Here is a 24,896-nt window from a genome sequence, read left to right as displayed (position 1 = left end):
GCTTTTTATTCGCTATCGATATTCAGTTGATCTTTGACTTGCTGTTTGAAGGTTTCGATCGCTTTAGCACGGTCCTTGTTGCCTGCAGTATATTCGCGTACTTGATCACGCCAGAGCTTGTTGATCGTTTCGTCGAATGCAGTCAAGTTCTTACCGGAAGCGTTGGCATTAGCCGGAACAAAGATATCGAAAATGTTCTGTCCGCCAACCAATTCCAGTTCACCATTAGACTTATCCATAACAACAGAGGAAGCAACGCTGTCCTTCGCACCTTGCTCGCCATCTTTCATCGTTCCGTTAGCCCAGTAGTACTGGAGTCCGGTTTCAGAGGTGTCGAGTGTTACCCACTTGATAAAGTCGGCAACGGCTTGTTTCTTGGCTTCGTCCTTGACTACGTCTTTGTTAGCGAGCAACCAAGTGCCTCCCCAGAAGAAGCCTGTTGGTGATTCAGTAACTGCCCAGTCACCCTTTGTTTCTACTGCATGTTCGCTTAACGTATAGTTAATGAGCCAAGCAGGACCGAAGAAACCGAAGACCGGTTTTTCGCCAGTGCCGTTCATATCGGCGAACCAGGCTTCTTGCCAATCTGTCGTATCGTTGTAGTAGTTATTGTCTTTAAGCTTCTTGGAAAGATCAAGGAATTCTTCACGCTTCGGATCAATATGCAGCTTGCCATCGACAATCCAGCCTTTATCAGAACTGTTCTCGATCGCGTGCCAGATATCGCCGTCACCAGAAACTGCGGCATATCCTTTAGCTTTCAGCTTCTCTGCTGCACTGAAGAATTTATCCCAGCCTGGACCGATTTCAGTCTTGATAGTAGCCGGGTCATCTGTTCCAAACACATCCTTGGCAAGCGAGCGGCGATAGATAAAGGCTCCGCCTGTTGCCTGATAGCCCAGACCTTTCAGTTGACCGTCTTTGCTGCCGATATCAACAGAATATTGAGCGATGCCTGCGTCCTTAACCATTTGATCGGTAAGGCCCAGGTCAGCATAATTGGCGGCAAAAGTGGATGCATCGCCTTGTGTATATTTGAGTACGAATGCCCCTTCAGCAGCATAAATATCTGGTGCATCTTTTCCGCCAGCGGCCAGCGCCTGGTCAAGAGCAGGCTGATAGGCTCCATCTGTAGTTGCGACAATCGTAGTTTTGAATTCCACATTCGCTTCAGGATGTAGCTCCATGTACTTCTTGGTCATGTTTGGAATCTCGTCCGTGAAGCTCCAGAGATTGATAGTAACTTTCTCACCAGATCCTGCTGCTGGAGCAGTTGTAGCCTCTGCAGCAGTATTAGCTGCTGGAGCAGTTGTTGCGTTTGCGCCGGATGAGCTTGAGTTATTATTGCCTCCACACGCTGCCAGAGCAGATGACATCAAAACCAGTGTAGAGATCCCCGCTAGAACACGCTTCATACTTTTCATACTTTGCCTCCCCTTTTATATTCAATCCTCGGTTTTATGTAACCGCATTCATATTATAGTGCCAGACTCTCTCGGACATAAGGAACCCCTCATTGGGAAAAATACCACTATTTTTGGTTCCTGCTCCAAAGGAGGTATAAAAAAGACGCCAAGGCATTTTGCCCTAGCGTCTCTATGATCTCTCAAATTTCTTTTCAATAATTTTTGAAGAGATGTTATGCATAGTATCCGCCTTTGACCGGATATTCTCCATGCTCCTGAAAGTGCCGGTATATTTTAGTGAATGCCTTGATGGCGCTCCATTGACTCTGATTATTATTTAGTAACACCACTACCTCTGCCATCGAGGTATCACCAGGTAATTCTCCACTTGTAAATCTGTATAAATCCGTTTCAAACATACCATTCAGCTCTCTCAAGCAATCCCCGTACCGGTATCTGGCAATCGTATTCTCAATCTCAATCAGCTCAAAATCAATGCAGATAGCCATGTTATGTCCCCTCCTCACGTAACTCCGGGTGGCTGCTTTGACGTAGGAATTCCTCGAATCCTCCGCTATTCGCGGCCGAGATCCGGTAACTTCTAAAGAAATCCTGCCCAAAATACAACATTTCCCTCAATATATCGATTCAAATCCAAAATTGTTGTACAAAAGGCAACATTCCCACCTTCTCCAAGCGTCCTATCGGGACAATTCCTGTATTTCATACAACAATTCTTCCGCACGCACAGGTATTGAGGTCTCAAAGTTGCAAAACGTACAACATTATTAAGCGAGCGCGAGTCTCCTAGTGTACAGCCTGCAAGTCAAACCCTATAGCTTTAACTAGAATCAGTCATGACTCCCTCACGAGAACGCTGCTGTCGGTTCTGTCGGATGATCTGCGTAGACCCTACCCGGGTTCATCCCATCAACTATAGCCTTGGCCTCAATATTTTTACATGGGTCTGTGAGATGCCGTATCTTATAAAAGTCCTCTTTATTAAGCTCTGTGATCATTGTCTGATCCTCCGGTCCTTACAAATAATGCTTTTCAATTGCTTTTTTGAATACGTCTATGGGTTTTTCATAATCTATAGGTTTGTGAATTATTCTGTTCAGCCATTTCATATGCTCTTCCTTACTTGCATGCTCTCCTTGTGCATGATCATTAAAGAAGGTTACTTCTTTCATTGTTCCTAAGACACTTCTATTGTTGGTTCTTGCTATATTGATCTGCTGGCTGTCCTTCATATACGATTCAATTAACTTCGGTTCAATTCCTTCACTTACCAGATAATCCCTCAATTCTGTGCGGAACTTATCGGTTAAACTATTTAACTGAGCCGATCTTACCCCGTTAAAAATCACACTCAACCGGCTTAGATCATTGATGAGGAGGATATGCTTCCGTCTATTTACCCATATCATATTCGCGTGCCAACTGAATAACGGAGCGGTTAGCTCATTCTCTATCGGTGCAGCTTTCATTTCCTTCAATAAAGCCTGCGTGAATCTTAATACAACCATTTTGCACTTCCTTTCTTAACGCTTACATGCTCCCCATTCATCTGTATTCGGGAGTACCCCCGCACTATCCTCTCTGCAGAACGGAAATCAGGCCGCCCTCAACTGAGGACGACCCGATGTTTTCACAATCATTTTTCCTTAATGACCAGCAGAACTCCCATACAAATCAGAGCAGTCCCTGACCAAAAGGACAAGCCAATCTGCTCTCCGAGTAATAACCACCCCAGGAAAGTGCCGACTACCGGCTGGAGGAAGAAAAACAATCCCCCGCTTGAAGCCTTCAGCATCTGCAGTCCACGGTTCCACAGCAGAAAGCCGCAGGCTGTAGAGATTACCCCCAGGTATACAAGACCGCCCCAAATTGACGGGTGCATCATCGCGCTAACATCCAGATCAGGCAAACGGCTAATCGTAACGGGAGTGAGTACAACAACAGCCACCAGGGCAGCATAGAACGTTACCACAATCTGCGAATATTGCCCCGGCACCCGTTTAATAAGTACTGACATAAGCGCCCAGGTAAGCGCCGCAACGAGCAGGGATATCCCGCCGAGCTGAAGCGATGGATCAATGCCCGCATTTCCGACAATAATACCGACACCGAGCGTTGCTAAAATAACGGAAAAGGCCTTTTTAAAGGTGATCTTCTCTTTCAAAATAATCCGCGCAAACAGAACCATAAATGCAGGTGTCGCCCCGGTAATGATCGCACCCATTTGTGCGGTAGAGAGCATCGTGCCTATCTCTTGGGTTACGATTGAAATGGTATTTCCAATCACGCCAATCATGACAATCAACAGGATATCCCGTTTCTCGATACGCCACGATTGTCTGGTAATAATACCAATAAGGAGCAATGCAATAACCGCAATTACATAGCGGATCCATACTAATTCAAGCGGCGGTACAACGTCCACCACGTATTTTACAACCACATACATCCCGCCCCAGATGCTGGCAGTGAGCGATAAATACAAAGAACCTAATAAAGTGTTTTTCATGTTTGTACCCTCCGTTGTTCCAGACATTCCTTGTCCTTAACGGAGTTGTAGTTTTCAATTTTTTCATTCTATTCTATACGAACATCGTCCATCTGGGTATAAGTATTTAACTGTCTGAACGAGAAATGTTGAAACTTGTCATATTTTCTAACGTAGATTTGGACCATACAGAGAATGAAAAACTGGAGAGGAGCTTGTACCTGATGGAGTATTACCGCCGCATTGTGACAGACACCCTGGAAGAAGTGCAGAGCCAGACCAAAGGGCTTACGTCTGCTGAAGTAGACAACCGGCTCACCAAGGACGGCTACAATGAGTTAAAAGGTAAACAGAAAGACCCGCTCTGGAAGCTGTTTCTGGAGAATTTCAAAGATCCGATGGTTATTGTGCTGCTCATAGCAGCAACAGTTCAGATTGTGATGGGGCATGTGATGGAATCCGTCATTATCTTTGTAGTGCTGATTCTGAATGCTGTGATCAGCGTTGTCCAGACCCGTAAGGCCGAGAGCTCGCTTGACGCACTGCGCAAAATGTCTGCGCCTGAAGCCAAAGTCATCCGGGACGGAGCCTTGCTGTCCATTCCCGCGAGGGAACTGGTCCGCGGTGATATCGTCTTCCTGGAGGCTGGCGATTACGTGCCTGCGGACGGACGGATTATTGAATCCGGGAGCCTGAGGATTGACGAAGGAATGCTGACCGGAGAATCCGAAGCCGTAGAGAAGCATATTCAGCCTATTGATCATGACGCTCCGCTTGGAGACCGGCGCAATATGGCCTTCAGCGGCTCGCTCGTTGTCTATGGCCGGGGAACGCTGGTCATTACAGGAACTGCTCTCGGCACCGAGCTTGGGAAGATTGCCGGTCTGATCGAGAGTGCAGAAGCGAAGCAGACTCCGCTTCAGCGCAAGCTGGAGAGCTTCGGCAAGAAGCTGGGCCTGGCCGTTCTCGGCTTGTCCATCCTCATCTTCTCCATTCAGGCTGCACGCGTCTGGCTCTCGAACGATACGGTCGACACGACCGAAGCGATTCTAAATGCCCTTATGTTCGCCGTCGCTGTAGCCGTCGCCGCGATTCCCGAGGCATTGTCCTCGATTGTAACCATCGTGCTCTCCGTAGGCACCAACAAGATGGCCCGGCAGAACGCCATTATCCGCAAACTGCCCGCTGTTGAAGCCCTGGGATCAACCAGTGTAATCTGTACGGATAAGACCGGTACGCTGACACAGAATAAAATGACGGTTGTCGATTACTTCCTGCCGGAAGGATCGCAGGAGCAGTTCAGCCTGCAGGCCGATGAATGGTCGGAAGAAGCCCGCAGACTGCTGCATATCGCCGTACTCTGCAACGATTCCAACATTAACGAGGAAGGCAAAGAGCTGGGTGACCCTACAGAGGTTGCACTGATTGCCTTCAGTAACAGCAAGAACCGGGATTACCGTGAGATCCGCGATAACTTCCCGCGCGAAGCCGAGCTGCCGTTTGACTCGGAGCGCAAGCTGATGACGACGCTGCATACCTTCGACGGGCAGAAGGCACTGCTTACCAAAGGCGGCCCGGACGTCCTGTTCAGCAGATGTACCCACGTGCTGCTGAGCGGCCAGGAGGTTCCGCTGACACCGGAGGTTCTGGAACGCTTCACCGAAGCTAACGAGCAGTTCTCCAGCAGAGCCTTGCGGGTGCTTGCCTATGCCTATAAGACCGTGCCAAATAACGTCACCGAAGTAGGCCTTGAAGATGAGCAGAACCTGGTGCTGGTTGGCCTCTCAGCGATGATTGACCCGCCGCGCGAGGCGGTGTATGGATCCATCGCCGAGTCCAACAAGGCGGGTATCCGCACGATCATGATTACCGGGGACCATAAGACCACGGCTCAGGCGATTGGTCGCGATATCGGACTGATGGCTGAGCACGAGATCGCGGTCACCGGCCAGGAGCTGGATGCCATGTCCGAGGAGGAGCTGGACAGCAGACTGGAGCAGATCGGCGTCTACGCCCGTGTCTCTCCGGAGAATAAGATCAGAATTGTCCGTGCCTGGCAACGTAAAGGTAAAATCACCGCCATGACCGGCGATGGCGTCAATGATGCCCCGGCCCTGAAGCAGGCCGATATCGGTGTAGCCATGGGCAGCGGAACCGATGTAGCCAAGGATTCCGCAGCCATGATCCTGACCGATGATAACTTCGTATCCATCGTCAATGCAGTCGCTGTCGGCCGGACGGTGTTCGACAACATCAAGAAGGCCATTGCCTATCTGTTCGCCGGCAATCTGGGGGCGATCATCGCCATCCTGTTCGCGCTGATCTTTGACTGGATCAACCCGTTCACCGCGATCCAGCTACTGTTCATTAACCTGGCGAACGATTCCCTGCCGGCCATTGCCCTGGGCATGGAGAAGGCCGAGCCGGATGTAATGAGCCGCAAGCCACGGGACATTGGCGAAGGCATCTTCGCCGGAGGCATGATGCAGGCTGTCATTACCCGTGGTCTGCTGATCGGGATTGCCGTCATTGTCTCCCAGTACATCGGGCTGCAGCATTCCGATGAAATGGGCATCGCCATGGCCTTCACCACGCTGATTCTGGCGCGTACGCTCCAGACCTTCGCAGCCCGCTCCAACAGCCAGACCTCGGTGGAAGCCGGCTTCTTCAGCAACAAATATGTGATCGGCGCTGTCATGGTCTGCTTTGCCTTCTACGGTATTGCCGTCCTGCCCGGCGTCAGAGACATCTTCTCCATCCCCGCTTCCTTCGGGATGGACCACTGGCTGACAGCCACAGGCCTCGCCCTTGGCTCGGTCATCGTGATGGAGCTGGCGAAGCTTATCCGCCGCATGCTGCCGTCTAAGCAGGCCGCGTAGGCTTAGCTTAGGGGATCTGAAATAGCCAAAAGCCTGCACGCCCGGTATGGGGTGCAGGCTTTTGTATGGAACCAGCCTAATGTATGAAACATATTACTTCTTCAAATGATAAGGCACTGTAGTGACAATAACATCACTGCGGAACAGTAACCGGGCACGTATCAGCAGACTCGATTGATTATGAAGGATGTTATGCCAGCCTTTCTTCGGAATGAACTGTGGAATAATGACCGTTACCCTATGATTCAACTCTGCAGCCTTCCAATTGATCGTATCAATGAATTTGGTCAATGGTTGTACGATGCTTCTATATGGAGTATACAGTGTCACTAATCTTATTTCCGGCTGCCACTTTTTCCATTTCTCCTCGAATATTGCTTCCTCTTCTCTTTCGAAGGGGACATACACGGCGATAATCTGCTGCGGATTCAGCGATTTGGCATATTCCAGGGAGTTCATCACCACATGAGTGATTCCGGCAACCGGCACGATGATTACATTGCCTTCAATTTTAATCGTTTCCTCACAGGTGGTTATTCTAAGCTGGTCAGCCACTGCCTCGTAGTGCTTATGAATCCGGTGGAACACCAGAAGGAGAATCGGCAAAAATACAAATACCGGCCAGACCTGTGTGAACTTGGTCAAGAAGAACATCATCGTAACGATGAGGCTGATTAGAGCACCAACGGTGTTGATGATGAATTTTTGCAGCCAGCCTGCCTGTTTTTCCCGGAGCCACTTAACCATCATCCCTGTCTGTGACAGCGTAAAGGGAATGAACACACCTACAGCATATAAGGGGATCAATTGCTCTGTCTTCCCTTCAAATACATAAATCAGGAGCATAGACAGAACACCCAGGATAATAATACCGTTAGAGTAACCCAGCCGGTCTCCACGCATGGTGAACATCCGCGGAATGAACTTATCCTTAGCCAGATTCACAGCCAGCAAGGGGAATGCGGAATACCCGGTGTTGGCAGCCAGAATCAGTATTAATGCAGTGGTTCCCTGTATGAAGAAATACATCGCATTCCGGCCGAACGTTTGCTCGGCAATTTGCGACACGACCGTCACATCAGCACGGGGAGCTATACCATAGTAATAGGCCAGCACAACAATTCCTGAGAACATAACAGCAAGTAAGGCTCCCATGGCCACTAAGGTTTTGGCAGCGTTAGAAGCCTCCGGACTTTTGAAATTCGGAATGGCATTGGATATCGCCTCTACACCCGTTAACGCAGAGCTCCCGGAAGAAAATGCGCGCAGCAGCAGGAATAGACTGATCCCCGCTACCGGCGTGCCCAATGAGGTATGCAGCTCTGCCGGAACGTTACCGGTTAAAATGTTATACAAACCTGTACCAATTAGTATGAATAAAGCCAGCACGAATAAATAAACCGGATAAGCAAGTACGGAAGCGGATTCCGTTACCCCTCTTAAGTTCAGAATCGTAATCAGGATCACGAAGACGATAGCGATAACTACTTTATGCTCATGCAGGCTTGGAAAAGCTGAGGTAATCGCGTCCGCGCCGGCCGATATACTTACAGCCACCGTCAAAATATAGTCCACCAACAGCGATCCGCCGGCAATCAGTCCGGGGTATTTCCCCAGGTTTTCCTTGGATACCACATAGGCTCCACCACCATGCGAATAAGCAAAAATAATCTGCCGGTAGGACAAAATGAGTGCGGTCAACAATACTAATACGCCAATCGCAATCGGAATGGAATACCAGAAGGCAGCTGCCCCAATCGTAACGAGAACAATCAAGATTTGTTCCGGCCCGTACGCAACGGAAGACAAGGCATCTGAAGACAGTATGGCCAGCGCTTTCTTTTTATTTAGCTTTTGCTCCCCTAACTCAGTAGACTTTAAGGGCCTGCCGATCAGAAATCGTTTTAAAAATGAGATCACGGGTTTCACCACTCGCTTATTATTTTATAAAATTCTTGATAGTGCAGCATCTGTACCCTACTCAGACACAACAAAAAGACCACAGAAGAATATTCCGTGATTATAGAGGCAAGGAACTGTTCGAATTCTGCGGAGTAAACTATCATTTACTTCCAAGTTCAGCCTATCATTTCCGGCATTAATATAGCGTTAAGGATTCCTCAAAGACATTAAGATTGCATTAAGATATGATGAAGTTGTATCCCATCATGCCTGTATCTTATAGTAAGAGAAGAGTCCGGAAAATACCCGATAGGAGCGCAAACCATGAATTTAAAAGAACAGTTGATCCTAATCAAAGAAAATGACTACCAGACACCAGCGGAACCCTTCCAGCTGGTACAAGAAATGATACATAACATCGGCTCCTTGGATGCCGAGCTGCGTGATGATCTAATCTATACAACCTTATCCCATTGGATTCCCGGTAATTCGCTTTCTGAAGACGAGCTGGAGCAACTTTTGCCCGCCCTATTGGACACCGACCATTTGCATTATAAGCTTGGTGAAGCTAATACAGACTCTGTGTTCACCCGGTCTTTCTCTATGCTGGTCATCCCGCTCCTCATCATGAAGCATAGGAAATCCCCCTTCCTCTCAAAAGAGCAGGTTCATCAGATCAAAGAGAAAGTGTTCTACAGTGTGCAGGAAGAGCGGGATTACCGCGGGTATGACGAAGATAAGGGCTGGGCTCATGCCATAGCTCATGGGGCAGATTCTTTAGACGACTTGGCCCAATGTTCAGAATTGGATCAAGCTGACCTCTTCACCATCCTTGATCTGGTTTTCGACAAGATGACCATAACCGAACGGGTTTACTCCGATGGTGAGGATGAGCGGATGGTCAGACCCGTAATCAGTGTTTTAAACAGAAAACTGCTCAGTCAGACTGATGTAGCGCAATGGATCCAGCGTTTCGGTGAGGTTGAGAAGAGTTCCGAATTTCTGCCTGCCTTCAGGCAAAAAAATAATATTAAGAATTTTCTGAAAAGCTTATATTTCCGGGTAAAATTCTACAAAGCAGATGCTGCTCTCTGCCCGGTGATTGAGGATACTTTATATAAAGTGGAGAAAGTGTATTATTGCTGATTAAAGAAATCACAAATGGCTCCGCCCTTTGATAATAGGGGTGGAGCCGTTCGCTTTATTTTTTAGTGAATTAATCAATCTCTAATTAGTCAATCTTAATACTTCTTTAGTTCATTCTTGTATATTTCAAAATTTTCTTCATCAAAACATACAAATACTACTTTTTTAATATTTGTTTCCTTATTTAATAAATACTTATACACTTCCTCTACGGCTATGTAGCAGGCTAAGTCTTTCGGATATTTGTATATACCTGTACTTATATTTGGAAAAGCAATACTTGTAGCTTCGTTTAACTCCGCTTGCGTTAATGAATTCCTGTAACAGTCTTTTAGCTTTTGTTCCTCATTGTTCAATCCGCCATTCCAAACGGGCCCCACGGTATGGATAACCAAACGGCTCTTCAAGTTCCCTCCTGTGGTAACTACCGCTTCTCCAACTGCACAGCCACCCTGTTGATTGCGGATCTTCATGCACTCTTCTAATATTGTTTTTCCCCCAGCTCTATGAATAGCACCGTCTACGCCGCCTCCACCCAACAGACTAGTGTTGGCAGCATTGACTATTGCTTCTACTTCCGTTTTAGTTATATCTCCCCGGACCAACTGAACGATTGAGTCTTTCATTATAACTTCCATGAATAACCTCCAATAGTACTTCGTAAATAACCACATATGTAGAATATTCGCGGAATTATTGAGCTATCCTGCCCTTTCGTTGAACAAAGGCAGCCGACTATTAACCGACTGCCTTTGTGTCGATATATTGCATATCGGCCTATTCAGGAGGACTCAAATAATACCGGTAATACTTAAAATCATGTCGCTCATTTAATATATGAATCAGCAAATTTTGCTCATCCATAAGCTGGAATCCGCAGTATTCAAGAACCTTTTGAGATGGGATATTGTCAAGCTCAACGGTTCCAATGATATAGGGAATATCGTATTTTCCCGCTATCCATTCAAGTGTTCCCTTTGCAGCCTCCTTAGCATAACCTTTCCCTCTTGCACATGGGAGGATTCCATAGCCAAATTCAGGTTCATGTAACTCATCATGTTCTTGTGCAGCGACCTGGCCAAGAATATCACCTGTTTCTTTTTCAAAAACACCTAAGCATAATGTTCCAGTTATAATATCCATATTTTTATAGTTAGAAAGGTGCCAATTAAAAAACTCTTTTGCCCTTGGCTTCTGCATTTGCCAACCTCCATACAAATCCAAAAGCCTTTCGAATTGCTCGAAATCATTATCGTCAAAAGTTCTGACGACCAGCCTTTCTGTTTCGATATAAACAGTGTTCAAGTCACTCATTAATAAACCCTCACTTATTCAAATTAAAAGCATTCACAATTACAGGTTACCATAATTAGAAATTTTTAGTTTTATCACTTTTCACGTTATTCTCCCCTGTTAGTTAATGAAGCATTTTCTCTTAACAATATTAATTGTTTAATAATTTGGGTTTGTCCTCCATCAAAAAAAGCCGTCCTGAGATTTCAGGACGGCTCATGATGTCTGGCTTGTTGTCTGAAATTTTACATCAGACAATTCATAACTCTAAAGTATCCAAACTCTTGGACACTTGTTCAGTAACAAAACCCTTACTCCACAGTAACACTCTTAGCCAAGTTTCTTGGCTTATCAACATCATGACCCAGAGCCAATGATGCGTAGTAAGCCAACAACTGCAGCGACACTACAGACAAAGCAGCGGTCAGCAGCGGCAGAGTCTGAGGAATCACGAACACTTGGTCAACAGATCTGAGCAGGTCATTTTTGTGTTCTTCATGAGTGATCGCCAGGACATGTGCGCCGCGGGCCTTCACTTCTTTGATGTTGCTGACGGTTTTCTCAAGCACGGATTCCTGAGTTGCCAGGGCAATGACAGGAACGCCTTCTTCGATCAGCGCCAGTGTACCATGCTTCAGTTCACCCGCAGCATAAGCTTCGGAGTGAATATAAGAGATCTCTTTCAGCTTCAGCGATCCTTCCTGGGCTACTGCGTAATCTACGCCACGGCCGATGAAGAAGAGGTGCTTATGCTCAGCGATTTGTTCAGCATAGGCTTTGATCGCATCTTTCTGAGCCAGGATTACTTCTACTTGCTCAGGCAGGGACTGCATAGCTGCCAGAATCTTGGCAACTTCAGGCTCTGACTGGGTGCCGCGTACTTCAGCCAGGTACAGCCCCAACAACGTGAATGCGATCAGCTGGGAAGTGTAAGCTTTGGTCGATGCTACAGCGATTTCCGGACCAGCCAGTGTTACCAGTACACTGTTGGCTTCCCGGGCAATGGAACTGCCTACTACGTTAGTTATTGCCAGAACATGGGCTCCGTTGGCTTGACCTTCGCGAAGAGCAGCCAGTGTATCTGCAGTTTCACCGGATTGGCTGACTACGATAACCAGTGTCTCCGGAGTCACGATCGGCGCACGGTAACGGTATTCGGAAGCAATGTCATTCTCTACCGGAATGCGCACCAGGGACTCAATCAGGTTACGTCCTACGAGACCAGCATTATAAGCAGTACCGCAAGCGACGATCTGAATGTTGCGGATGTTCTTGATTTGTTCTTCTGTCAGGTTAAGCTCCGGCAAAATCACCTTGTTGCCTGCAGCATTCATGCGTCCGCGCATGGTATCGCGGTAAGCCTTTGGCTGCTCGTGGATTTCTTTCAGCATGAAGTGCTCATAACCGCCTTTTTCTGCGGTAACAGCATCCCAATCGACAGTAATCATTTCCCGAGAAATAAAGTTGCCTTCAATCGTCATCAATTCGACAGCATCCCGTGTCAATACAGCCATTTCGCCGTCGTTCAGAATATATACGTTGCGGGTATATTCCAGCAGAGCAGGAATATCAGACCCGATAAAGTTTTCGCCTTCTCCAAGACCGATAATCAGCGGGCTGGCCTGACGTACTGCTACCAGTTTATCCGGTTCGTATTCAGTCAGAACACCCAGTGCGAACGCTCCGCGCATGTAAGTGATCGCTTTTTGCACAGCCTTCACGATATCCCCATTGTATTCACGCGCAATCAGATGGGAGATAACTTCGGTATCTGTTTCGGAAGAGAAATTAGCTCCTCCGGCAATCAGTTCTTCCTTGAGATCCAGATAGTTCTCAACAATCCCGTTATGAACTACGGAGAATTTGTGGGTGTTATCTGTGTGCGGATGAGAGTTCTCATCGGATGGCTTGCCGTGTGTAGCCCAGCGGGTGTGGCCAATTCCTGCGCTGCCTGTCAGCGGAGTTGCTTCGAGACGGGATTCCAGGTTCGCCATACGGCCCTGTGCTTTTACAACCTGCAGACCTTCCTTAGTGAATACGGCAATACCTGCGGAATCATACCCGCGATACTCCAGCTTCTTCAAACCCTCGACCAAGATCCCCTGCGAATTCTGATTACCAATATATCCTACAATACCACACATTATATTTTCCTCCGTCCAATTTTTCGTAGTAAGGGCGGCCATGAGGAAAGAAACGTGCCGTACGGCATGTTTTGAAGAAAAGCAAATATGTTGTTGTCCGTTACAGCTCAACAAAATAACCTGTCACTTGCATCTATAGTCATGAAAATGCACAGTCTTCTCCTCTGCCGTGGCAGAACCATCTGCGTTTCCTGCATATGCGCATACCCATGATTTGTACATTTCAATTGGCACCCACAGGAGCGTTGTGTGAGAGGTCGCCCTCGCATTTTCCGCTTCCATTTACGGCTCTGGTGCATCACCGGGAGGTCCCCGCCGAACATTTCGAACACCTCCACCTCGTCAGCTTACATCTGCCGTGATCCGTTCAGGCCGTTCTGCCCTTAATGGCAGCTTCCGGTCTTCCCTTCTCCCCCGCGCAAGATCAAGCTCTGGCGCTTGCATTGCTTCAACCTTACTATCCCCGCTTTCCTTCTGGAATGACACTTAGTCTATTATATGCACCTTACATCGTTTTGGCAATGATGCGGCAAAGAAAACCTTTTTCATCCATTTCAATTGAAAACATCGTCCACACTAAAGGTTCAGCCGGTGAACGAATATTACTCCCCCGTCCACCGGCTGCCCATTCTTGCCTTATTAGCGTAATTAGACCAGCTCGCGCTGAACCACTTCAACAATCTGTCCTACAAAAAGATCAAGCTCGGCCTTATCCGGCCCTTCCGCCATTACACGGATCAGCGGCTCGGTTCCCGAAGGACGCACCAATACACGCCCGTTGTCGCCCAGCTTGCCTTCCACTTCTATGATCGCGGCTTCAATCGCCGGATTGTTCGGATAATTGGTTTTGTCCTGCACACGCACATTTACCAGTACCTGCGGATATTTGGTCATCATGGACTTCAGCGTGCTAAGCTTCTTGCCGGAAGTCTTCATGGTATTGACCAGTTGAATCGCCGTCAGAATCCCGTCACCTGTCGTATTGTAGTCCAGGAAGATTACATGGCCGGATTGTTCTCCGCCCAGGTTATAACCGCCACGGCGCATTTCTTCCATGACATAACGGTCGCCGACCGCAGTCTTCGCTGTATTCAGCGATAATTTCTCTGTAGCTTTGTAGAATCCGATATTGCTCATTACGGTGGATACAATTGTACCATCCTTCAGCTTACCCGCACGGTTCATGGCATCCCCGCAAATGCAGAGGATAAAGTCGCCGTCAACCTCATCGCCGTTCTCATCGATAGCAATCAGGCGGTCGGCATCGCCATCAAAAGCGAGTCCCAGGTCCGCCCCGTGGCGCAGTACTTCTGCACGCAGGGTCTCCGGATGTGTGGAACCGAATCCGTCGTTAATATTAAGCCCGTCCGGCTCTGCACCGATGGAGATTACTTCGGCTCCCAGCTCTCTGAACAGCCGTGGCGCCAGCTCATAAGCCGCGCCGTGCGCACAGTCCAGTACTACCTTAATGCCCTTGAAGTTCTGGTCGATCGTTGTTTTCAGATATTCCAGATACAGATATTTCGCATCATTATCTACCCGGAGCGTACCAAGACCCGATCCGACCGGACGCGGCAGCTCATCCTGCTCGGCATCCATCAGCTCTTCAATCCGCAGCTCTGTTTCATCAGTCAATTTGAAGCCGTCTCCGCCAAAAAACTTAATCCCGTTATCCTCCACCGGGTTATGCGAAGCTGAAATCATGACACCGGCATCAGCCTTGAGCAATCTTGTAATATAAGCAACCGCAGGTGTAGATACCACACCCAGGCGGATCACATCCGCGCCAATGGACAATAAGCCGGAAATCAGTGCCGATTCCAGGAGCGGACCGGAAATCCGTGTATCCATCCCAATTACGACCTTAGGCTTTTCCACATTTCCTGCCAGTACATATCCCCCGCAGCGTCCAATGCTGTAGGCCATCTCTGCTGTTAATTCACGGTTTGCGACTCCGCGTACGCCATCTGTTCCGAAATACTTACCCATCTTTTTTCTCCTTTTAATACGCTGCTTCAGCTTAATAAATTATAGTATGATTGATTCTTTATTCCGTGTATATGAGATGCATATAAATAGACGTGTTCTTGAACAAAAAGTTACGTCCCACCCGTACTGGCGGCGTTATTGCCGCCTGCTGCCGGTGTAGCCGCGTTCTCTGCAGGAGTGTGTGACGGAGTCGGGGTCGGCTCTACAGACTCGTCAGTGTGGGTAGGAGACGGCTCTAGTGGCGTCTCCTCAACAGCAGCCGGCTCAGCACTGGGCTCCGTAGTAGGAACAGCCGTGCTGTTGTCAGCTCCGGCCGAAGGCTCCGGTGTAGCTGGAGCCAGCAGTTCTACCTTTACCGTAAGCTGCGGACCGTCATTCTGCAGTGCTATGAACCGGGGAAGGGAGACCTGCAGCGGAATATTATGAATTCCAGCCGTAAGTCCGCCCACATCAGCAACCACACTGACATTATCCTGGTCCAGCTGGTCCAGCAGGGTAGGCGCACCCGATACCGTCAGATCCATGGAAGTGCTCACAGGATCTAATATAAGGGCTGTCAGCCCGTTGCCTACCCCCTCCAGCTTAATAGGCACAGCGGAGATCGTCCGCTGGGCGATCTCCGCTGTTGAGACCGATACATTCATGGCCGCAGGCTCGATCTTCCCGGTCCCCTCCGGCGGCTTCAACTCCAGCTTCAGCTGTTCTGTACCGGCAGCTGTAATGGAGCTTAGATTAAGAACCGCCTCATAGGAGGATAGATTCTGCAAAGTCTCCGCGCTGCCATATACAGTCACCATATCCTGTTCAGGCGTAACCCGGGACAGGACCAGTGAACCGGGCAGACTGCCGGTAAAGCTGATATCCAGCGGCAGTGTTTTGGACGGAAGCGTAATAGGCAGCTCTACACCCACTGTTGAAGGCTCGATCACAGCATCCTTCAGCTCGTTCCCTTCACTGTCATAAGCATAGAGCTTCAGCTTCTTCTCACTGAACGGCTCATTCTCGCCATCCAGCTCAATATTCCCCTGTACCTTCGCAACCCGTCCGAGTTCACTGGCCGGAAGGGTCACCTCTGCCGATAACGGATCAACCACCGGAGTCCCCACTTCATAGCCTGCTGCAGGCTCCCCCGTGATATTCAGGGTAACCGGAAAAGACTTGGTCGTCCGCAGCTCAATATGCACATTCACCTGATTCGGCACCATATCATCCAAGGTTACACCACTCGGTGTCGAATACATTAAGGGAAGCGTATTGTCGCCGGGTTTCACATCACTAAGATCCAGCCATACCCGGTAGGCATCGGAGAACTTGTAGGTAAGATCGGACTTTTTGCCCCTTACCTCCATCCTGACGCTCTCTACATCCTTCGTCAGCACATAGGTGTCACTATCGAAGCCTTCGATCTCCACTTTGACATTCTCGATGGTCTTCGATTCGGTATTAACCGTAGTCTGATTCGCCGGCGCCGTATCTACATGCACAATGGTCCAGAGAATAATACTGAGGGCAAGCGCAAGAATTTTGTTGAAGTTATTATTCTTCATCCATTTATCCATTGTTCTTAGTCCCCCTCCATTTCCAGAAAGCGGAACCTTTATCCTTCAGGAGTGAGCTTGCACTCAGCTCTTGATGCAGCTTCGAGATCAGCGACTCTTCCTTGATATCCCGGACGATTTGTCCGTTAATGGCCAGAGAGATCTGTCCAGTCTCCTCGGAGACGACAACAGATACGGAGTCTGCCACTTCACTAATGCCGATGGCGGCGCGATGCCTTGTTCCGAGCTCCTTGCTGATGAATGGATTCTCTGACAATGGCAGGTAACAGGCGGCCGCAGCAATCTGGCTCCCCTGCATAATCAGCGCCCCGTCGTGCAGCGGTGTATTCGGAATGAATATGTTAATCAGCAGTTCGGAGCTGACCTCAGAACGCATAGCAATACCTGATTCCGTATATTCGTTGAGTCCCGTGGACCGCTCGAAGACGATTAATGCCCCGATTTTGCGCACAGCTAAATAATTCACTGCTTTAATAACTTCACCGATTAATTTACTGATCTCTTCATCATTCTCGGCAGTCCGCCCGAAGAATTTCCCCCGGCCGAGCTGCTCCAGCCCCCTGCGCAGTTCCGGCTGAAAAATAATAAAGATCGCAAACACCCCAAACGTAAACATCTGGTTCATCAGCCATTTGAGCGTGTACAAATCCAATAGGGTACTGCCCCCCCATATTACAACCAGGACCAGAATTCCCTTCAGGAGCTGAACGGCCCGCGTACCGCGCACCATATTCAGAACTTTATAGATGATGTAACTGACAATCAGAATATCGATTATATCTTTAATGGACTCTTTCCATGTAAGGTCGGTAAAATAGCTCATTGCCGAAACCCCCCGTCATTTCAAAATTAGCTGGGTTTATGTAAATTGTCTGTTAGCACTTTATCATATCTAGGTTATAACGTTCAGCCTCCGGTTGCAAGTTTAGGGCTGAAGCAAATTGCAAAACTGGTGTTTTCAGGCAACAAAAAAGCGCCATCTTTCCGGAAAAAGAGGCGCAAATGAGTTTTCTGCTACAAGCGACCAACATTAGCTATCGGTAGGCAACTTCAGAGAACATGTTCGTCACTTTATACCAGAGCCAACTTACCGCTTGGTCTATGCTTTTGACTTGCCCGGAAATATGGGCGGTTGAAGCCTGATACAGCGAGCCGTCGATCACCGTCACATTGCCGTTGACTTCCCCGTATACTTGAGTTTTACCGTTCTCCACCGTCAGATCCCCGGAAATGATTTTGCCGGAGGGTACGATAACCGTATCCCCTTTGATAACAACCTGATCGAGGTCAGTCCCTCTGACTACAAGCTGTCTATCCTGATTCCAAAAAGTTACAGAACTCATCAGCATCACGAAGATAAACACAGAGGCTGCCGTAAGCGCCGGATGTCGTTTGATCCAGGTGATAAAAGCTCTTTCCTTCTTGGGTTTCGGTAATGAATTCATAATCCGGCCTACAAGATCCTCCGAGGCAACAGGGGTCTGGTGCATCAGGGAAAACATCAGCATATCGGTCTGTTCCAGTTCCTTGAACTTCGCACGGCAATCCGTACAGGATAGAAGATGCTCCTTCAATTCCCTCTGCTGCAGTTCGGGCAAGTCGTCATCCAGGTAGTCGTGCATCATAGAGACGGCCAGTTTGCATTCCATAGGAGCCAATCCTTTCATGAGTGCTTATTTAATTCTTTCAAGACATAGGAGCAGGACGCATAAGACTTGCTTAACTTACATACGTCACTGCCATGCAGGAGTTTCATAAAAAAATAATCTATTTTTACAATTTAGGGCCTAATTTTTTACGTAAAAACTCACGTCCGCGATGCACACGGGTCTTGATCGTCGTCACAGGCATATCCAGCACATCACTGATCTCCTGAAGCGATAAATCCTGCAGATAGCGCAGTATCATCACCGACCTGTATTTCACGGGCAGGCTGTCAATGGCCTCATAGATGAGGCTCTGTGTCTCCGAGAGCAGCAGCTCCGTCTCCGGTGTCACATTGTCGCTTGGAATCATTGAATACCCGTCAATTCCCTCTTGATCGTTCATCTCGGCATCCAGTGAATACGTCGGCCGCCGCTTGCGCAGCCGGTCAATGCAAAGGTTCGTGCCGATACGGTAGATCCACGTTGAGAACTTCTGTTTATCATCATAGCGGTCCAAATTCCGGTACACGCGCAAAAAAGTTTCCTGAACAATATCTTCCGCCTCATGGCGGTTATTCAGCATACGGTAAGCCAAATGATATATTTTGTCTTTATATAGTTCCACAAGCTCGGCAAATGCCCTTTGGTCGCCCTTCAAGGCGAGCTTTGTCAATCTGCCTTCCAGATTCTCCACCTGTTAACTCCCCCAGACTTGCCGCCCTTGGTATCTCAGCTCTTGATCATCCACGGTACAAGCATTTAAATCGTAATTCAAGTTCTTGTAAAAATCAAGGTTTGTATTGTTACCTTCTATATATATTGTACTCTGAAAAGAGGCCGGGGGCTGACACGGGCGGCTGATTAGTCGCGGACTGCGCGAAACATTTGGACTTCCGGTCGCTGTTATTGGCAGATTTCCTGATTGGAACCGCAATTTGCGGTCGAAATCTGCCAATAAAGGCGAACGCTGCCGCTCCTCCAGTTCCAAATTTCCGCTCCGCCGTCTCCATCAGCCACGGTGGGCCTCTTTTTTGTTGCCCAAAGTATATCTCAGGCAACAATGGGGTGGGGCATGGGTTCGGCCGGGTCTAAGACTCCCGGTCTCACTCAGAAAGATAAAAACCCCGCCATCCTCTGGGTAAGAGGCGGACGGGGTTTCCTGAAGCGGCTTAGCCGGCTTCAGACACAAACAAACCTTTTAAAGCGGCTTCGCCGACTTTGAAGATCAAGATCGGCTAGATCAAGATCGTAAGAGCAAGATCAAAAGATCGATCAAGATCAAAAGAGCAAACCCTTTAAAGCAAAGCGGCTTCGCCGACTTTAAGATCAAGATCGGCTAGGTCAAGGTCGAAAGAGCAAAGGCATCAGCCGGTATTCCGCAGACCCGCGGCAATACCGTTGATTGTGAGCAGTACCTCACGCAGCAGCTCAGCATCATCGCCCTCCACATCGCGCAGGGCACGAAGCTCGGCAAGGAGCTGGACCTGCAGGTAGCTGAGCGGATCAACATACGGATTACGCAGGCGGATCGATTCCTGAATAACCGGAACATTATCCAGAATATCCTGCTGGCCGGTAATCTTCAGGATCAGCTCGGAGGTCAGCTTGAACTCAGCTTCGATCTGGCCGAAGATACGCACCCGCGCCTCTTCGTTTTTGCCCATTCCGGCATATTCCTTGGCGATTACAAGATCCGCCTTGGCAATAGCCATCTGCAGGGTATCGATCAAGGTCGTGAAGAAAGAGAAGTTGGCATACATATGCTGCATAATCTTCAGGTTCTCTTCTTTATCCTCATAGAAGCTCTGCAGTCCAGTTCCGGCAGCATACCATGCAGGCAGCAAATAACGGCTCTGGGTCCAGGCGAATACCCAAGGGATGGCACGCAGATCCTCGAAGCGTTCACTGTTCTTACGCTTCGAAGGGCGTGAACCTATATTCAGTTCCCCAACCTCCGGCAGCGGGGTTGATTCTTTAAAGTACGTCAGGAAATCCGGGTCACGGAAGATCAGATCCTGATATTTGTTCAGGGAGACTTCAGAGATGCGGGCAATAATCTCATCCCACTTCGCTTCATACAGATCAGCCTGCGGCGATCTGGCATGAATAGCCGCCGTAACCAGAGCAGATGTCGCCTGCTCCAGACTGCGGTAAGCAATGCCTTTCATCGAATACCGGGAAGAGATAACCTCCCCCTGCTCGGTAATCTTGATACCGCCGCCAATGGTGGAAGCCGGCTGGGCCAGAATACTCCGGTTCAGCGGCATACCGCCGCGTCCGAGGGCTCCGCCGCGTCCGTGGAAGAACTTCAGCTTAATGCCGAATTCATCGGCAGTCGCTGTAATCTGCTTCAGGGCAACGCGCAGTTCCCAGTTCGCAGTAACCACACCACCGTCTTTATTACTGTCCGAATAACCAAGCATGATTTCCTGCAGGTCATTCATCGCAGTAACGGCATCGCGGTAGATCGGCATGCTGAGCAGCGTATGCATAATCTGCGGTGCATCATGGAGGTCGTCAATGGTTTCAAACAACGGCACCGCCTGCAAAGTACAAACAACCGTACCGTCGTTGTCTTTGCGGAACAGGCCCACTTCTTTGGAGAATACCATGACCTCAAGAATATCACTGGCTGCTTCCGCCATACTGATCAGATAGCTTGTGATACACTGCTTGCCGTATTCCTCCTGCGCCTGGAAGATCGTGCGGTATACCGCAAGGCATTCCTCCGTACCTTCACTATAAGACTGGTAAGGGGATGTCAGCGGACGCGGATCATTCAGCAGCTTTTCGAGCAGCTCAATCTTTTGTTTCTCCTCCAGCTTGGAGTAATCCGGTGTAACATTCATTTTGGCCAGAATCTCTGTCATCGCATTCTCATGCTCCTGGCTATGCTGGCGGACATCCAGGGTCGACGTATGGAAGCCGAACAGCTCCACTTGGCGGATTAGCTTCTTAATGTAGGTGTCTGCTACATAGTCGGCATAGTGATGCCGCAGGCTGCGGTCAATCACGTTCAAATCATCTATAAATTGCTCTGGTGAGGAATAGCGCTCAGGCGTACCTTTTTTCTCATCATCCAGAACATTCTGTGTCTTGGAGATCATATAGCTGAGCTTAATCCGGTAAGGTTCATTATCATTGCGCCAGGCATCAACCCGGTTAAGATTGATAATGTTACGGTCCTTCTCAATGGACTCCAGCAGCTCCGGCGTCACATTGACGATGCTTGTACTAAAGCTCAGGTACTGCATCAATTCGCGCATAATCCGCTGATATTCACGAATGGCCAGCTTGCGCTGCAGACGCAGCGTCTGCAAGGTTACGGCCGCAGTCACCGAAGGGTTCCCGTCACGGTCGCCGCCAATCCATGAACCGAAACGCAGATAGGTCGGAACATGCCAGTTCTGGCCCGGATAATATTTGCTTAGACATCGCTCAAGCTCTTGATACACATCCGGCAGCACTTCAAAAATCGTCTCATGGAAATAATACATGCCATTGCGCACTTCATCGAGCACGGTAGGCTTGCGGTCACGTAACTCATCCGTCTGCCACAGGGTGATTACTTCATTCAGCAGCTTCTCACGGAGTTGTTCGCGTTCGCGGAAAGTCAGAGTCGGATTATCCAGTCCCATGACATCATCGGAGATCCGTTTGTGGATATCGAGAATCGCACGGCGCATGGCTTCCGTAGGGTGAGCCGTCATAACTAGTTCCAGAGACAGGCCGTTCATGATCTCATGAACATCCTCGTGGGAGAAATCCCGCTCGCGGAGCTCCTGAATCGCGCTTTCGATCGACCCTGGCTGTACGGTCTCCCCGGCAGAACGTTCATAATCGCGCTTACGGCGAATCCGGTGATTCTGCTCGGCTATGTTCACCAATTGAAAATAAATGGCGAAAGCCCGTATCACCTGATGGCGGTTCTCCGTATCCAGTGAACTAATTAGCTCTTTAAATTCATTGTGCAGTTCAGGCAAAAACAATGAGCGCAGCGATTTACTGGTTTCACGGATCTTCTCCACGATATCCAGCAGTTCGTTGCCGCCTTGGTGTACCAAGACTTCGCCCAGAATATTCCCCAGGAACCGTACGTCCCGCCGCAGCAGATTATTGGAGTTGCTTTTGCTAACGGTAGTCGTAAGTTCGGTCATGCTGCTCCCCCCATCCTCTTCCGGATCAATGCTCTTAACATTGTCTATTTGAAAGCTTTCCTCATATCATACAATAAAACCGCCCGGAAATCTTCAACTTTATTGCGCGGTAAAGCGATACAGCAATTAAGATTATACACCAATCCAGTTATTTATACAGTCAGAATTAATTATGTATCTCTTCCTATTTATATTGTCTGTTTTATGTAGTGACTATGTAATATTATATGACGTAAAACAGCAAAAAAACCGGCTCCGCAGAGCCGGCCGTCAATTATAAGTCACGTTTCATTTCATCGTATTCCCTGAGCGGTTATTGAATGCCAATTCAAATAATCCTGTAGCAGACAGTCCGGCAAGCCCCCCTGCCCAGAGGCGAAGGGTCATACCGAGATCCGTAAAAGGATACGCTGCCGCTCCAACCAGCAGTCCAATTCCTAGTCCTACAAACGGGATAACGTTGCGCGAAAGACGGGTGTTATTTTTGATAAGCTGCACCAACCCTAAAATAACTACGGCCAGTATTGAGGCAAAGGCTAACACGTTGTTAAACAGTTCACTGTTAATCATGAGTTCGCTCCCTTCTGGTGGCTACTTGTAATATCTACTGTTTTTGTGGCCGGATTGTAGCCGACCTGTGCCCCCAGGGCTTCGGCAATAACGCGAACGGGAGCATAAGTAATGCCATTCTCCATTATTCCTTCTGTAATCTTCACACCGTTCACTTTTACCGTTGCTGTAATTTCACTCTTCACAGTTTGTTCCTCCTTGAGCTTGATGCGTTCATACACCGCCGCTACTGCCGCCGCAGCAGGCTTCGCTCCTGTCCGAAGTGCTGCCAGCGTCATTCCAAAGCTCAGCTGAAAATGCGGATAATCCTTGAAACTGGTCCAATCCCCGCCCCATTCAAACCCGATCGCCTTAGCCTGCTGCACCACCTCCAGCCAATCAGCCGTGCAGTCATTGTCCCCGTCCCTGTTCATATCCCAAGAAACACTTGAACCATTCGGAAGCAGCAGCGCAAAATCCACCGCCAGTCCATAATTGTGATAGCTGTAGCCGCCGCGAGCATTAGTGACAATCGCCCCCGGCTTGGTTCGTCCCTGGGCGTAGAGGGTATCCTGTTCGGCAGTCGTCCGCAGCCCCTGGGTAATCAGGATGGGAATACCGCAAGCATAGCAGCGTTCAATCAGCGTTGTGGCTGCGGCGAGTACAGCGGGATGAAGCCCGGATAGACGGGCAGCGGATTTATTCAGAACCTGAGTTAGAGTCAGCATGCGGATTCCTCCCTTTCCTGATCCCGGACAACACCACGAACAGATCCTGGCGTTTGGTGTACATTAACAGCGTCAGGATGACCAGTCCTACAGTAGTGCCCGTCTGGGCAATGGCCCAGGCCACCGATTGCAGCGAGCTTAGGACAGCGTCCGAACCGGAAGTGCTGCTGAATCTGATCCAGAAGGCAACCGCCATCTTAACGGTATACGCCCCCAGAAAAAAGAATGCTGCCAGCATAAACAGACTGACTACGCGCGCCCGGAGCCTTTTACGGAAATACAAAAAAAGCGCAGCTATCAGCAGCAGCGCACAGATAAAGGATATGGAATACGCTATTAACAACACAATATCAATGATGCTCATCCTCTGCCCCCCGATCATAGATTAGGAACTCGGCGAACCCGTTATTCCTGATTTCCTCCTGAATTTCTTTGGAGACATTCTTGTACCTTCGGATAGAGAGCGATACTCTCATTCCCGCTTGCGTCAGCTTCCGTTCTCTATCCCGGTGCAGGGGAGATAGTCGCTTGATCCACTCACTCAGCACGTTATCCCCCCCTGTCTTCTTCATTAATACCATCCGAATTCTTGTTGCCCGCTGAATGGTCGATCTTCAATCGCTGCAGCACTTCAAGTGTCGGTGCCATGAAGTCGGACCGCTCTTTGTCGAGGATGTTCTGCAGCCTGTCCCTGTCTTCCTCAGCACGCTCCAGCAGTTCACGCGGCACCAGATTCCCCTTCACAATCGACCGCAAAAGCACAAGAAAAATCATCAGCAGAATCAAGGCGATGATGTAGGCCAGCCCATACTTATCTGCCAAAGGCAGCAGCTTCTCCAAATTCGCAACATCGTTGCTGTCCATTGCTTCACTCCCTTCTGAGTTGGTAAAAGAAATGCCCCCGGACGGGTCCGGGGGCAAAATAAAAACGCCTTATAGGGCGCCTGCTACTCTTTTTGTGATGTGGCTAGAATTTCAACCAGTTCTTC

21 protein-coding genes are annotated in these 24,896 nt (G+C 48.8%); 2 read left to right on the top strand and 19 right to left on the bottom strand.

Annotated elements, in window-relative coordinates:
* Positions 1-5: 5 nt before the first annotated feature.
* From NSQ73_RS01825 to NSQ73_RS01810, 4 genes are all read right to left on the bottom strand, one after another.
* The gene (locus NSQ73_RS01825) at positions 6-1,424 is read right to left on the bottom strand and encodes an ABC transporter substrate-binding protein (RefSeq protein ID WP_340985207.1); all 1,419 of its coding nucleotides are present in this window, start codon (positions 1,422-1,424) and stop codon (positions 6-8) included.
* A gap of 215 nt (positions 1,425-1,639) precedes the next feature.
* Positions 1,640-1,915, bottom strand: a complete 276-nt coding sequence (locus NSQ73_RS01820; protein ID WP_340985206.1) for a hypothetical protein — start codon at positions 1,913-1,915, stop codon at positions 1,640-1,642.
* Positions 1,916-2,443: 528 nt separating this feature from the next.
* The gene (locus NSQ73_RS01815) at positions 2,444-2,935 is read right to left on the bottom strand and encodes a DUF6933 domain-containing protein (protein ID WP_340985205.1); all 492 of its coding nucleotides are present in this window, start codon (positions 2,933-2,935) and stop codon (positions 2,444-2,446) included.
* A 128-nt stretch (positions 2,936-3,063) separates the two neighbouring features.
* Positions 3,064-3,936 (bottom strand): DMT family transporter, encoded by an 873-nt coding sequence (locus NSQ73_RS01810; protein ID WP_340985204.1) that lies wholly within the window; start codon positions 3,934-3,936, stop codon positions 3,064-3,066.
* Positions 3,937-4,139: 203 nt separating this feature from the next.
* On the opposite strand from NSQ73_RS01810, the gene NSQ73_RS01805 reads away from it, so the two are divergent.
* Entirely contained in the window at positions 4,140-6,794 is a 2,655-nt protein-coding gene (locus NSQ73_RS01805) for a cation-translocating P-type ATPase (protein ID WP_340985203.1), read from the top strand.
* 93 nt (positions 6,795-6,887) lie between these two features.
* Here NSQ73_RS01805 and NSQ73_RS01800 read toward each other — a convergent pair whose 3' ends face one another.
* The gene (locus NSQ73_RS01800; protein WP_340985202.1) at positions 6,888-8,714 is read right to left on the bottom strand and encodes an APC family permease; all 1,827 of its coding nucleotides are present in this window, start codon (positions 8,712-8,714) and stop codon (positions 6,888-6,890) included.
* Positions 8,715-9,020: 306 nt separating this feature from the next.
* Here NSQ73_RS01800 and NSQ73_RS01795 point away from each other — a divergent pair, with 306 nt between their 5' ends.
* Positions 9,021-9,842 carry a DUF2785 domain-containing protein gene (locus NSQ73_RS01795; protein ID WP_340985201.1) on the top strand — a complete coding sequence of 274 codons (822 nt, stop codon included), beginning with the start codon at positions 9,021-9,023 and terminating at the stop codon, positions 9,840-9,842.
* A 95-nt stretch (positions 9,843-9,937) separates the two neighbouring features.
* Here NSQ73_RS01795 and NSQ73_RS01790 read toward each other — a convergent pair whose 3' ends face one another.
* The 14 genes from NSQ73_RS01790 to NSQ73_RS01725 all read right to left on the bottom strand — a co-directional run bounded on the left by NSQ73_RS01790 (position 9,938) and on the right by NSQ73_RS01725 (position 24,771).
* Positions 9,938-10,480: an O-acetyl-ADP-ribose deacetylase gene (locus NSQ73_RS01790; protein ID WP_340985200.1), complete on the bottom strand. Its 543-nt coding sequence runs from the start codon at positions 10,478-10,480 to the stop codon at positions 9,938-9,940.
* Positions 10,481-10,619: 139 nt separating this feature from the next.
* The gene (locus NSQ73_RS01785; RefSeq protein WP_340985199.1) at positions 10,620-11,156 is read right to left on the bottom strand and encodes a GNAT family N-acetyltransferase; all 537 of its coding nucleotides are present in this window, start codon (positions 11,154-11,156) and stop codon (positions 10,620-10,622) included.
* Positions 11,157-11,446: 290 nt separating this feature from the next.
* A complete protein-coding gene (gene glmS, locus NSQ73_RS01780) occupies positions 11,447-13,279 on the bottom strand; it encodes a glutamine--fructose-6-phosphate transaminase (isomerizing) (protein WP_042140099.1) in 1,833 nt (610 codons plus the stop codon).
* Between the two features lie 648 nt (positions 13,280-13,927).
* The gene (gene glmM / locus NSQ73_RS01775; RefSeq protein WP_340985198.1) at positions 13,928-15,268 is read right to left on the bottom strand and encodes a phosphoglucosamine mutase; all 1,341 of its coding nucleotides are present in this window, start codon (positions 15,266-15,268) and stop codon (positions 13,928-13,930) included.
* A gap of 110 nt (positions 15,269-15,378) precedes the next feature.
* Entirely contained in the window at positions 15,379-16,827 is a 1,449-nt protein-coding gene (locus NSQ73_RS01770) for a CdaR family protein (protein WP_340985197.1), read from the bottom strand.
* Positions 16,820-17,650: a diadenylate cyclase CdaA gene (gene cdaA / locus NSQ73_RS01765; protein WP_340985196.1), complete on the bottom strand. Its 831-nt coding sequence runs from the start codon at positions 17,648-17,650 to the stop codon at positions 16,820-16,822. The genes NSQ73_RS01770 and cdaA overlap by 8 nt, the downstream gene beginning before the upstream one ends.
* 211 nt (positions 17,651-17,861) lie before the next feature.
* Positions 17,862-18,476, bottom strand: a complete 615-nt coding sequence (locus NSQ73_RS01760; RefSeq protein WP_076247115.1) for a zf-HC2 domain-containing protein — start codon at positions 18,474-18,476, stop codon at positions 17,862-17,864.
* Positions 18,477-18,600: 124 nt separating this feature from the next.
* Entirely contained in the window at positions 18,601-19,167 is a 567-nt protein-coding gene (gene sigW, locus NSQ73_RS01755) for an RNA polymerase sigma factor SigW (RefSeq protein WP_039294228.1), read from the bottom strand.
* A gap of 670 nt (positions 19,168-19,837) precedes the next feature.
* Complete coding sequence (gene ppc, locus NSQ73_RS01750; protein WP_039294221.1) at positions 19,838-22,630, bottom strand: phosphoenolpyruvate carboxylase; 2,793 nt, start codon at positions 22,628-22,630, stop codon at positions 19,838-19,840.
* Positions 22,631-22,918: 288 nt separating this feature from the next.
* Positions 22,919-23,200 (bottom strand): holin, encoded by a 282-nt coding sequence (locus NSQ73_RS01745; protein WP_340985195.1) that lies wholly within the window; start codon positions 23,198-23,200, stop codon positions 22,919-22,921.
* Positions 23,197-23,907: a M15 family metallopeptidase gene (locus NSQ73_RS01740; RefSeq protein ID WP_340985194.1), complete on the bottom strand. Its 711-nt coding sequence runs from the start codon at positions 23,905-23,907 to the stop codon at positions 23,197-23,199. The genes NSQ73_RS01745 and NSQ73_RS01740 overlap by 4 nt, the downstream gene beginning before the upstream one ends.
* The gene (locus NSQ73_RS01735; protein ID WP_340985193.1) at positions 23,879-24,271 is read right to left on the bottom strand and encodes a hypothetical protein; all 393 of its coding nucleotides are present in this window, start codon (positions 24,269-24,271) and stop codon (positions 23,879-23,881) included. The genes NSQ73_RS01740 and NSQ73_RS01735 overlap by 29 nt, the downstream gene beginning before the upstream one ends.
* Entirely contained in the window at positions 24,258-24,455 is a 198-nt protein-coding gene (locus NSQ73_RS01730) for a hypothetical protein (protein WP_039294209.1), read from the bottom strand. Before NSQ73_RS01730 ends, NSQ73_RS01735 begins: the two co-directional genes overlap by 14 nt.
* A 1-nt stretch (position 24,456) precedes the next feature.
* A complete protein-coding gene (locus tag NSQ73_RS01725; protein WP_039294205.1) occupies positions 24,457-24,771 on the bottom strand; it encodes a hypothetical protein in 315 nt (104 codons plus the stop codon).
* Positions 24,772-24,896: the final 125 nt, after the last annotated feature.

This window comes from Paenibacillus sp. FSL R10-2736 (assembly GCF_038000245.1).
Classification (GTDB): domain Bacteria; phylum Bacillota; class Bacilli; order Paenibacillales; family Paenibacillaceae; genus Paenibacillus_AQ; species Paenibacillus_AQ phytohabitans.
This window is presented reverse-complemented; position numbering and strand designations above follow the sequence as displayed.